Genomic DNA, 11,649 nt, shown 5'->3' on the forward strand with positions numbered 1-11,649 from the left:
ATAGTAATCAGCTATTGGGGTACTAAAGCTTTCATCCTTATTTTTAATTTCATTTATTATCAATGCTGATGAAAGAGCAATTGCCTTTGAAAAAGTCTCATTATACTTTAATGCAGTATGAATTGCTCCAAATCCCCCCATAGAAAAGCCACCAATATATGTGTCTTCTTTTTTATTAGAAAGTCCAAATACTCTTCTTGTGTAATTTACTAATTCTTCACCCACATATGTTCCATATTTACTTCCAGTTCCTTTTCCATCTAAATAAAAACTATTATCTCCATTTGGGAATACAACTGCAATATTATATTTTATTGCAAATTCATTAATTTTACTTTCTAAAATCCAATCTCTATTATTCCCTGAATAACCATGTAATAAAAATAATGTCTTTACTCCTCTTTTGTAATTTTCATTCTCTTTTATAAATTCTAAAGGAGAATCATTAGGTAGTAAAATATTAAATGATACAACTCTTCTTAAGCTATCTGAAATAAATTCAAATTGACTAAATGCCATATTCATACCCTCCATATATTTAATTCTCAACCCATTTATTTTTTGATTATATCACTCCCCTTATTATTAAGTATATTAAATCAATATTTTTAATAATAATTCACATATTTATATGATTTTTATCATTTATATTAACAAAAAAAGAAAGCTTACTGCTTTCTTTTCATTTCATCTAATACTTTTTTAAAATCATCATTATCAACACTAATTGTACTCTCTGCCTTAACCATTCTTGGAACTAAAAGCATTCCAACTTTTTTATCCTTTGGTAATATTCTTAAATCGACTATTTCCCCGGAAATTTTTTTCACTCTAAATTGAATTTCCTTAAGATTCTCTCTTACAACTTTAAAAATTTCAATTTCTGACAAAACCTCATGTCCATTAATAGCTAATATTTTGTCTCCTCTTCTTATTCCTGACTTATATGCTGGAGAACTAGGTGCCACCTCTAAGACTGATACACCATTATCATCTGTAACATAAATATATTGTCCACTTTTCTCAATTTTATTTTGTATCTTAATCATAAGCTCATGACCTAAAGGAGCAAATATAACAACAACAATTTGTCCAATAATTCCAAATTGGGCTAATTGAGCTATTACTGTTAATATAATTCCATACACTAATATCCCAATACCAGAATAAATAGGCTTTATAGTTTTTCTTTTTGTAAAGGAAACTGATTTATACGCTAATACTCCATATAAAGGCATAGCTGTAATAATCATTGAACTTAACATTAGTAAGGCTTCATTTCTATTTATTATAGGCCACCAATTGGGTGTGGCTACAGAAGATGTAACAGCTGTGGATATATTGCCTGTTAAAGCAATAAATATTGCCACCGGTAAAGCCCAATATCTATTGTATGCAAATCCACCTACTATCTTTTCATCTCTATTTGAAAAAACAGGTATAGCTCCTCTTCCACCATCTAGCATTACTAAAATTCCTTCTATTACATGCATAACTCCAACAAAAGTCATAAGACTTAATATATTTATATTTATGTATGATTGAGTATTTGTACTTCTTGCTAAAAAGCCTGCGATAATACTTATAGCTCCTAATACTGCTCCTGAGTAAGAGAAACAAATAAATCTTTTCTTTATAAAAAGTAGTAATATAGAAATCATAAACATAATTTCTATTCCAGAATTCTCATTAAAAATTATTCCCAATACACTTAATATTACACTTACTACAGCTCCAGCTATTATCCCTAGAGATATTTGAGATAATGTAAGTTCTAAAGGGGAGTTTATACTCTCCCCAATAGTCATTTTCTGCATCATTGATATTCTTTTGTTTTTTGAATAAAACATTACACCTAAAATTACTAGCATAAATATATGCATAGGCTCAACAATAGCATAAGCTACAGTCCTCAATGTATATAGTATTAATTCCATTTGTGAGCCTCCTATTTTATCTTTTCCTTTATAACTTCTAATCCTTTAATAAATTGAGGATCTATATTTCTATCATATTCCTTTTGTAAAATATCCTTTGGAATTTCTACTTCTATATCAGGTTTAATTCCTATTTTGTGTATATTTTCTCCATTAGGAGTATAATATTTAGAAGTTGTTACTTTTAACCCACCATTTCCATCTTTAAATTCTATTAATTGTTGAACAATTCCCTTACCAAAACTTGTAGTTCCTACTATGGTTCCTGCTTCATAATCTCTTAATGCTCCAGTTACTACTTCTGATGCTGATGCACTTCCACCATCAATTAATATTACTAACGGCATTCCTTCAGCTTCTCCACCTACTGATTTAGCTTCTTGTTTATTTTCATACTTATCTATAGTATAAGTTACTATTTCGCCTTTAGGTATAAATTGAGATGCAACATTTACTGCCTCATTAAGAGAACCACCTGGATTTCCTCTTAAATCTAGTATCATTCCCTTCATACCTTGAGATTTTAATTCAATAATTTTATTTTTAAAATCTTTTGCTACACCTTCATCAAAGGAGGATATTTCTATATACCCAATATTTCCATCTATAATTTCTCCCTTAACAGACACAACTTTTATTTCATCTCTCACTATTGTAATATCAAGATATTCAGAACCTTCTCTTGATATAGTTAAGGTTACTCCTTCACCTTTTTCTCCTCTAATTTGAGCTATAGTTTTCTCTAAGTTAGGTTCTATTATTTCATTCCCATTTACCTTTAAAATTATGTCTCCTGCTTTTAATCCTGCTTTCTCTGCTGGTGAACCTTCAATTGGAGATACAACCGTGATTTTATTATCCTTTATTCCTAATTGTGCTCCAATCCCTACAAAGTGACCTTCAATTTGATCTTCAAAAGATCTATATTCACTAGCATTCATAAATACTGTATATGGATCATTAACTGATTGAGTCATTCCTTTAATAGCAGCTTCAAGTAAAGCATTATCGTCTAATTCCCCATCATACTTGGTTAATAATGCATCCCTCACTTGAAATAATAATTCGTATTTTTTAACATCTTTAACTTCAGTAATATCTTTTGCTACATCTTCACTAATGCTTACTAAGCTTAGTCCGTTAAAAGCAAATATATTTCCTAGATAAAAAAACATAAAACTTGATAGTATAAACACTATAATTAGTCCTGCTATTATTAAGGGCCTTTTACGTTTCCCCTTATACTCCTTATTCTCCTCCATATTCTAATACTTCCTTTCATAAAACTCTAAATGTCTTAATAATATAATTTAAGTGGAGATAAACTCCACTTAAATTATATTATTTATTCTTTCATTTTATTAATCTATTTATACATCTAAGAACTTTCTTAGTGCTACTATACTTCCTAAAGCGCCTATTACTGCTCCACCTAATAGGAATATCCAACTTAATGTTCCTAAAACAAATGCTGGTGAAACTAATGATACTAAGAACATATTTGATACTATGTATCCAAATATCCATCTATATAGTGCATATAATAATATACTTGAAAATATAGATCCAACTAATCCTATTATCATACCTTCAATTATAAATGGCCATCTTATAAACCAGTCAGTAGCTCCTACGTATTTCATTATTCCTATTTCTCTTCTTCTAGAATATACTGTAATTTTCGTTGTATTAGTAATTAAGAATATAGATACTCCAATAAATACAACAAACAGTATTAACCCTGCTATTCTAACTCCGCCTATAAAAGAGCTTATAGTATCAATCATATCCTGCTGATTTGATATATTTTCTACTCCAGTCATATCTTGTACTGCTGTAGTGATACTTGAAGCATCCTCAGGATTTTGTAATTTTACTATAAATGAACTTGGAAGTGGGTTGTCTTTTAAATCATATCCTTCTAATAAGCCTTGATTATCTTTTAACATTTCTTTTAAGTTAACAAAGGCTTCTTCTTTAGATTCATAGACAACTTCCTTAACGCCCTCTAATTCATTAAGTTTTATTTCTATTTCTCTTTGATCTATTAACTTGATATCATCTTGTAGATAAACTTTAATTTCAAGCTTTGATGCCACATCCTCTATTGCTTTATTAAAATTCAGTCCTAGTAGTATAAAAGTACCAAATATAAAGAATGTAATTAGCACAGTTATCATAGCTGCTATACTTAAAGTTCTATTTCTTTTTAAACTCTTAAAAGCATCTACAAAAAAGTACTTTAATGTATTAAGCTTCATTTTTGTACATCCCCCTTGCTGTATCTCTTGCTACACAGCCCTTTTCTATAGCAATAACTCTCTTCTTCATGTTATCTACTATTTCCTTTGCATGAGTAGCCATTAAAATTGTAGTACCAGCTCTATTTATATCCTCTAAAAGCTCCATTATTTCCTTTGAAGTTTCTGGGTCTAAGTTACCTGTAGGCTCATCACAAATTAAAACTGATGGATTATTAACTATAGCTCTTGCTAATGCAACTCTTTGTTGCTCTCCACCTGATAATTCAGTTGGAAACATCTTATATTTATGAGAAAGTCCTACTAATGAAAGTACCATAGGAACTCTTTTTCTAATATCTTTTTGGGAAGCTTCAACTACTCTCATAGCAAAAGCAACATTTTCATATACATTTAATGTTGGAATCAATCTAAAATCTTGATAAACCATTCCTATTTTTCTTCTATAATATGGTGTTTGCCTTCTAGAAATATCAGAAAGCTTTTTACCAGCTACAATTATTTCTCCAACAGTAGGATCTACTTCCTTTATTAACATTTTTATAAAAGTTGATTTACCTGCTCCTGAAGGACCAACTAAAAATACAAACTCTCCAGATTCTATTTTTATATTCACATCTGATAATGCCTTAACATTATTATCATATAGTTTAGACACGTTCTTAAATTCTATCATTTTCTCTAACACCTCGCACATATGCGTATTTTAAAACCTATAGCGTTATTATAGCATAACCAAGCTTAAGTAAAAACTTTTTTTATACTTTTATAATTAACAAAAACTATATTATTCCCTATTTTCATAAAATTTTCATTAAATTTTAATAATCTTTAAATCCTTCACCTAATGCTTCTGTAGATTCACTTACAGTTAAAAATGCTTCTGGATTATTTGTTTTTATAAATTGTTTTAATGTTATAAATTGCTTAGAGCTTAAAACCGTATATACCACAGTCATATTTTCCTTTGAGTATCCACCCTTACCTGTTAGTATTGTACACCCTCTATTTATATCATTATTTATAAAATCTACAACTAGTTTTTCCTTATTAGTAATTATAAATACTTGCTTTACAGGATTTATACCTGCAATAAATTTATCTACCAAGCTTCCTATTAATATAGCACTTAAAAGACCGAAAAGGCCCTTTTCAACACCAAATGAATAGATAGCTAATAATGTTACAGTGCAATCTGCTAACAATAACCCTTGACCTATTGGTAGATGAAAATATTTATTAATAATCTTCGCAACTATGCTTGTTCCTCCAGTTGATGCATCTTGATAAAAAGTTATTGCAGTACCAATTGCTAATACTGCTGAACCAAATACGCAAGCTAATACTAAGTTATCAGTAATAGCTCTAGGATTTAAAAAGTTTTCAAAAATCCACATTATTACTGATAACATCACTGTAGCATAAATACTCTTTGCTCCAAATGAGCTTCCTATTACAAAGAAAGCAAGAGTAAATAATATAATATTGAATACAAAAATTAATATACTTGGGTCAATATTAATTAATTGATTAATTGCTAAAGCTAATCCTGAAACCCCACCTGCTGCTATATCTAGTGGAAAGAAAAAGTATTCTAACCCAAATGCAACTATTGCTACGCCTATTGTAGCTAAAAAATATTCTTTTAATTTTTTCATTTCTATTCTCCTTCTAATACATATTACAATTAAAAGGTTATTGCAAATTTTTAAATCCTTCTCCCATAACTTCATGTACTTCTCCTACCGTTATAAAGGCTTTTGGATCCACTTTACTTATATATTGCTTAAGTTTTATAAATTCATTTCTTCCTAAAACTGTATATAAGATATAAGTATCCTTCCCAGAGAATCCACCAACACCTTTTAAAAATGTACAACCTCTTTCTAATTCCTCCATTATATACTTACCAATTTCGTCACTTTTTGTGCTTATTACTGTTACTTCCTTACAAACCTGGAATCCTTCTATAACCTTATCAATAGAAATCCCATTAATAATAACTGAAAGCAACCCAAATAAACCTATATTTATACCAAAAGTAATTGCCCCTAATAAGGTTACTATAAAATCAACTGCTAATAAAGACTTTCCTATATCAATATGGAAAAATTTATTTAGTATTTTTGCTATAGTATCTGTTCCTCCAGTTGAAGCATTTGCATTAAATACTATAGCCATTCCTATTGCACTAATAAAACTTCCAAATATAGAAGCCAACATTAAATCATTTGTAACTGCTTCTGGGGAAAGAAATGTTTCAATAAGTGTCATCATTCCAGCTAAACTAAAACTCGATACTATTGTTTTAACACCAAAACTCTTCCCAAGAAAAATAAATCCAATTACAAATAAAAATAAATCCATTATAAAAACTAATGGTCCTGTTGAAATAGATGGAATATAATGATTAATTACTATAGCCAAACCAGTTAGTCCCCCTGCTGCTATATTATTAGGTATGAAAAAATACTCTAATGAAAATGCAACTAAAGCTACCCCAATAAATATTAATATATATTCCCTTATTTTTCCTCTCATATAACTCTCCTTTTCTAGGTAATTTTTATTATTTTCTCACAATATATATGTTTCTATCCAAATATGATTTGAATTTATTCCATAATTTTAATAGTTCTACTTAAATATTATATTATGTTTTACAATAAAAGTAATTAAAAAATAGAAAGCTGTAGATATTTCTACAGCTTAGTGGTAAATATAGCTATTTTTTAATAATTTATTTAAATTATTATAGTAAACTTATTATTTTTTTAATGCAATTGCTTTTTTTACTTTTTCAACAACATTATTAGCTGTTAATCCATATGCTTTTAATAATTGATCTGGTAATCCACTTTCTCCAAAAGTATCTTGAACCCCAACCTTTAATACTGGAACTGGAATCTCTTCTGATAGAACTTCTGAAACTGCAGAACCTAATCCACCAATTACATTATGCTCTTCAACTGTTACAATAGCTCCAGTTTCTTTAGCTGCTTTTATTAAAATTTCTTTATCTATTGGCTTTAATGTATGTATATTAATAACTCTTGCATTTATTCCATCTTTTTTCAGTTCTTCTTTAGCTTCTAAAGCAACATCTACCATAATTCCAGTTGCAATTATAGTTATATCATTTCCATCAGCTAAAGTCACACCTTTACCAAGTTCAAATTTATATGAACTTTCATCATTTATTATATTTACTGCTGCTCTTCCTAATCTTACATAACAAGGACCTTCATACTTTGAAATAGCTTTTATTGCAGCTACAGTTTCCACTGCATCTGCTGGACATATTACTGTCATATTAGGAATACTTCTCATTAAAGATAAATCTTCTATAGCTTGGTGAGAAGCTCCATCTTCTCCAACAGTTAAACCAGCATGAGTTGCACATATTTTTACATTTAATTTTGGATAACAAATTGAGTTTCTAATTTGCTCAAAAGCTCTTCCAGCTGCAAACATAGCAAAGGTACTTACATATGGAATCTTACCACAAGTAGATAAACCTGCAGCAACTCCCATCATGTTTGCTTCTGCTATACCCATATTAAAGAATCTTTCTTCACAAACAGCTTTAAAATCCGCAGTTTTTGTAGATTTTGAAAGATCAGCATCTAAAACTACAATATTTTCATTTAAATTAGCTAGTTCAGCTAATGCTTTTCCATAAGCTTCTCTTGTTGCAATCTTATTACTCATTAGTTGTTACCTCCAATTTCTGACAATGCCTGTTCACATTGCTCTTTACTTGGTGCTGTTCCATGCCATCCTGCTTGATTTTCCATAAAGGAAACTCCCTTGCCTTTTACAGTTTTACATATTATTACTGTAGGTTTATCCTTAGAATTTCTTCCTTTTTCTATAGCATCTTGAATTGCTTCTATATCATGACCATCTATAACTAAAACATTCCATCCAAAAGCTTCAAACTTTTTGTCAATTGGTGATGGATTCATTACCTTTGTAATATCTCCATCTATTTGTAATCCATTAAAATCAACAAAAGCAGTTAAATTACCAAGTTTATAATGTGCTGCTGACATTGCAGCTTCCCAAACTTGACCTTCTTCTAATTCGCCATCGCCTAAAAGAGTATATACTCTATAATTCTTATTATCAATTTTACCAGCTAAAGCCATTCCAACTGATACTGAAATACCTTGGCCTAAAGAACCTGTTGACATATCAACTCCTGGTAAGCACTTCATACTTGGGTGACCTTGTAATCTAGAATTAATTTTTCTTAATGTATTTAATTCTTCAACTGGAAAATATCCTCTTCTAGCTAATACACTATATAATACAGGGGCAGCATGACCTTTTGATAGTACAAATCTATCTCTATTATCATCCTTAGGATTTTTGGGGTCTATATTCATTTCTCCAAAATATAATGTAGTTAATATATCTGCTGCTGATAATGAACCACCTGGATGTCCTGAACGAGATTCCGTTAACATAGAAATTATATCCTTACGAACTACTTTTGCTAATGATTTCAATTCCTCAACGTTTTTATTCATCTATTTTCCTCCTAAGATTTTATTCGCATGTAAATATATTGTGCTATATTTGGCAAAATTATTTTAGCATAGAAATTTTATTTTGTATATACTATTTCTTTGATTTATCAGTAAATTAGTATATATTATTACAAATAGTATATCACTTTGTTATTCCATAATTTTTTATAAGAACAAAAATAAAAAGAAACCCTTAAGGGTTTCTAAGTATTTAATATATTCACTTATCTAAATAAAACCTTTTCGAATAATATTTATGCTAAATTCAAACTAATTAATAGGGCTTTATTTACCTTTCTCATATCAGAATCAGTCATATGACCTATCTTTTCTTTCAACCTTTTCTTATCTAAAGTTCTTAACTGTTCTAACAAAACAACAGAATCTCTATTTAATCCATATTCTTCTGAAGAAATTTCAACATGAGTTGGTAACTTAGCTTTATTAATCTGTGACGTTATAGCTGCAACAATAACTGTTGGGCTATACTTATTACCTATATCATTTTGAATTATTATTACAGGTCTGATTCCACCTTGTTCTGATCCAATTACAGGGCTTAAATCTGCATAAAAAATATCCCCTCTTTTTACTACCATAGTCGTCATTAGAAATCTCACACTCCGCAAAGCCAGTTCTCATATTCATCAATAACAGAATTTTCGCATTCGAAAGAAAGCTCTGAAAGCTCCAAGTTAATTTTTGCCATCTCCTGATATCCTTCTTTCATCATTTCAAAAATATCCATATTTAATTGATCTTTATTATATTCTATTAGGGAATACCCAATAAATTGACTATTTTTTTTAATTTTAACTACATTTTTCAAAAATTTTAGTTTATTAATCTTTTTAGACATAATTTGCCTCCAGGTAGTAAAGGATCTATGTATAAATAAATTATATTGCAAATTATGTCCTTTTGTCAAAAATTATGTTCATTTTTTTTATTTTTTTTTTATTTCTTTATAAATAAGATTTAATTTTATTAGTTTCTTAAACTAATTTCACCATATGTACTCTTTTTACCTGATTTCTCAATTTGTTATAATATAGTCTTTAAATATTGAACTGGTATTCATTTATTTTTATTTTAATAATTCTTCATCTAATTCCTTTAACTTCTCAAAGTTTCTATAAACTATTCTAACTCTATCTTTATTATTTTTATCATATATAATTGCCCCTATAGGAGTTTTATTCTGCTTATCTATAAAGACCTTAACTTTATCTAAGTTATCATTTTTTAAAAATAATTCACTTGTAAAAACAATGTATTCAGTATCTCCCCATTCTTCTTGACCTTCTTGTAACCCCTCATTACTAATAGGATAAGATAATAACTTATTTAAAAAACTTATAGAATATAAATCATTCATGCCCTTTTCTATTGTATATTCCTTATTTGATACATTGTCTTTAACTAAAACCATATTATCTTTATAAATTTTAGTTCTATCTTCACCAAAGTCTATTTTACCACCAACATCTTTTCTATAATATTGAATGGAATTTTGTCTCTCCTCATCTCTGGAATTTTTAATTATGAATTCAACTTCTGTTTTATATGCTTTAATATCTTTTAATGATTTAATTATTTCTTCATTTGTAGGTTCTGCAGTTATTCTAAATAAAATAACTAAAGCAATTAAAATTATGGGTATTGATACCAAAAGTATTAGTAATAATTTTTTCTTCATTATATCCTCCTTGGATGTTATTACTTATTATTACTAATATTAAATTCAGTTAAGATTTATTCATATAATTCATAGCTCTTGATATATTTTCAATTACTTCAGATGCTATTGTTGAATATTTTCCTTCTGAGGCAAGCTCTCCTGCTAAGCCATGGACATAAGCCCCAATTAAAGCAGACTCTATTGCAGTATGTCCTTGAGCTAAAAGAGAGGCAATAATTCCAGTTAAACAGTCTCCCATTCCTCCTGAAGCCATTTTACTATTACCACTACTATTTATGTAAACACATTCCCCATCTGTAATTATGGTGTTATACCCCTTCAATAAAACCACAACTTTATTTTCTTTAGCAAACTTCTTTGCTACTTCTACCCTATTTTCTTCAACATATTCTATACTCTTATCAATAAGCCTTGCCATTTCTCCTGGATGTGGTGTTAGTATAGCCTTTTCCCTTATATCTAGTATTAATTTATTATTATCTTTTAATAAATTAAATGCTCCAGCATCTATGACAAACCTCTTATCTTTATATTTAATTAAATCAGCAAAAATACCCTTATATTTATCTTCTTTATCTATGCCAGGACCTATTGCAACAACATCAACTTTTTGAAATAATCCCCTTAAGTCTTCCATAGAGTCAATGTTAGCTGTCATTGCTTCAACTAATTTACTACTTAATTTATCTTGAACATATTTTGTTGTAACTAAAGTAGTTAAGCCAGCCCCTGCAACTACGCATGATTGAGTTGATATAAATGCTGCCCCTGCATACCCTTTACTACCTGCTAAAATAGCAACTTTTCCGTAACTTCCTTTATGACCGTATTTTTCTCTCTTTCTCAATAGCTTCCCATATTCATTCCTACTCAATATATAATTTTTTTCCGAACTTCTTTCCTTTACATATTGTGGAATTCCTATTTTTAAAACTTCTAGATCCCCTAAATATCTTAAAGCTTTATATTCAATAAATCCCTTTTTAATAACTTCAAAAGTATAAGTTTTACTTGCAACAATTGAAGCTCCCATTACTTCTCCACTATCACAATTCAACCCAGATGGAACATCTATACTAATTATATTTTCCCATTCTTCATTTATATAGCTTATTAGCTTTGTATAGAAATCCTCTAAAACCCTATTTAACCCAACTCCAAATATACAGTCTATTGCAATTTTATAATGATTTGATAAATCTTTTAAAAGATTT

At 29.0% G+C, this 11,649-nt stretch carries 13 protein-coding genes; all 13 read right to left on the reverse strand.

Annotated features, from left to right (window positions below; all coding sequences use genetic code 11):
- Positions 1-519: alpha/beta hydrolase-fold protein (locus tag HUJ77_RS03485; RefSeq protein ID WP_291707185.1), on the reverse strand; the 519-nt coding region annotated here is incomplete at its 3' end.
- A gap of 149 nt (positions 520-668) precedes the next feature.
- Positions 669-1,937 carry a PDZ domain-containing protein gene (locus tag HUJ77_RS03490; RefSeq protein WP_291707186.1) on the reverse strand — a complete coding sequence of 423 codons (1,269 nt, stop codon included), beginning with the start codon at positions 1,935-1,937 and terminating at the stop codon, positions 669-671.
- 11 nt (positions 1,938-1,948) lie between these two features.
- Positions 1,949-3,199, reverse strand: coding sequence for a S41 family peptidase (locus HUJ77_RS03495; RefSeq protein ID WP_291707187.1), 1,251 nt, complete (start codon positions 3,197-3,199; stop codon positions 1,949-1,951).
- A gap of 108 nt (positions 3,200-3,307) precedes the next feature.
- On the reverse strand, positions 3,308-4,198 hold the full coding sequence (gene ftsX, locus HUJ77_RS03500) for a permease-like cell division protein FtsX (RefSeq protein ID WP_291707188.1): 891 nt from the start codon (positions 4,196-4,198) through the stop codon (positions 3,308-3,310).
- Positions 4,188-4,874, reverse strand: coding sequence for a cell division ATP-binding protein FtsE (gene ftsE, locus HUJ77_RS03505; protein WP_291707189.1), 687 nt, complete (start codon positions 4,872-4,874; stop codon positions 4,188-4,190). The genes ftsX and ftsE overlap by 11 nt, the downstream gene beginning before the upstream one ends.
- A 145-nt stretch (positions 4,875-5,019) precedes the next feature.
- The gene (locus HUJ77_RS03510) at positions 5,020-5,856 is read right to left on the reverse strand and encodes a YitT family protein (RefSeq protein ID WP_291707190.1); all 837 of its coding nucleotides are present in this window, start codon (positions 5,854-5,856) and stop codon (positions 5,020-5,022) included.
- A 37-nt stretch (positions 5,857-5,893) separates the two neighbouring features.
- Positions 5,894-6,739 (reverse strand): YitT family protein, encoded by an 846-nt coding sequence (locus HUJ77_RS03515; protein ID WP_291707191.1) that lies wholly within the window; start codon positions 6,737-6,739, stop codon positions 5,894-5,896.
- A gap of 225 nt (positions 6,740-6,964) precedes the next feature.
- Entirely contained in the window at positions 6,965-7,909 is a 945-nt protein-coding gene (locus tag HUJ77_RS03520) for a transketolase family protein (protein WP_291707192.1), read from the reverse strand.
- Positions 7,909-8,733, reverse strand: coding sequence for a transketolase (locus HUJ77_RS03525; RefSeq protein WP_291707193.1), 825 nt, complete (start codon positions 8,731-8,733; stop codon positions 7,909-7,911). Before HUJ77_RS03525 ends, HUJ77_RS03520 begins: the two co-directional genes overlap by 1 nt.
- A 254-nt stretch (positions 8,734-8,987) precedes the next feature.
- Complete coding sequence (locus HUJ77_RS03530; protein WP_291629143.1) at positions 8,988-9,341, reverse strand: type II toxin-antitoxin system PemK/MazF family toxin; 354 nt, start codon at positions 9,339-9,341, stop codon at positions 8,988-8,990.
- Between the two features lie 8 nt (positions 9,342-9,349).
- Positions 9,350-9,592, reverse strand: coding sequence for a hypothetical protein (locus HUJ77_RS03535; RefSeq protein WP_291707194.1), 243 nt, complete (start codon positions 9,590-9,592; stop codon positions 9,350-9,352).
- A 228-nt stretch (positions 9,593-9,820) separates the two neighbouring features.
- Positions 9,821-10,432: a germination lipoprotein GerS-related protein gene (locus HUJ77_RS03540; RefSeq protein ID WP_291707195.1), complete on the reverse strand. Its 612-nt coding sequence runs from the start codon at positions 10,430-10,432 to the stop codon at positions 9,821-9,823.
- Between the two features lie 49 nt (positions 10,433-10,481).
- A partial coding sequence (locus HUJ77_RS03545) for an NAD(P)H-hydrate dehydratase (protein ID WP_291707196.1) occupies positions 10,482-11,649 on the reverse strand: 1,168 nt, incomplete at its 5' end.

The organism is Clostridium sp., assembly GCF_021443865.1.
Lineage (GTDB): Bacteria > Bacillota > Clostridia > Clostridiales > Clostridiaceae > Clostridium.

Coding starts and splice junctions, on each gene's coding strand:
- HUJ77_RS03495 (WP_291707187.1), bottom strand. CDS start 3,199: ATGGAGGAGAATAAGGAGTATAAGGGGAAACGTAAAAGGCCCTTAATA.
- HUJ77_RS03490 (WP_291707186.1), bottom strand. CDS start 1,937: ATGGAATTAATACTATATACATTGAGGACTGTAGCTTATGCTATTGTT.
- HUJ77_RS03540 (WP_291707195.1), bottom strand. CDS start 10,432: ATGAAGAAAAAATTATTACTAATACTTTTGGTATCAATACCCATAATT.
- HUJ77_RS03510 (WP_291707190.1), bottom strand. CDS start 5,856: ATGAAAAAATTAAAAGAATATTTTTTAGCTACAATAGGCGTAGCAATA.
- ftsX (WP_291707188.1), bottom strand. CDS start 4,198: ATGAAGCTTAATACATTAAAGTACTTTTTTGTAGATGCTTTTAAGAGT.
- ftsE (WP_291707189.1), bottom strand. CDS start 4,874: ATGATAGAATTTAAGAACGTGTCTAAACTATATGATAATAATGTTAAG.
- HUJ77_RS03515 (WP_291707191.1), bottom strand. CDS start 6,739: ATGAGAGGAAAAATAAGGGAATATATATTAATATTTATTGGGGTAGCT.
- HUJ77_RS03520 (WP_291707192.1), bottom strand. CDS start 7,909: ATGAGTAATAAGATTGCAACAAGAGAAGCTTATGGAAAAGCATTAGCT.
- HUJ77_RS03525 (WP_291707193.1), bottom strand. CDS start 8,733: ATGAATAAAAACGTTGAGGAATTGAAATCATTAGCAAAAGTAGTTCGT.
- HUJ77_RS03530 (WP_291629143.1), bottom strand. CDS start 9,341: ATGACGACTATGGTAGTAAAAAGAGGGGATATTTTTTATGCAGATTTA.
- HUJ77_RS03535 (WP_291707194.1), bottom strand. CDS start 9,592: ATGTCTAAAAAGATTAATAAACTAAAATTTTTGAAAAATGTAGTTAAA.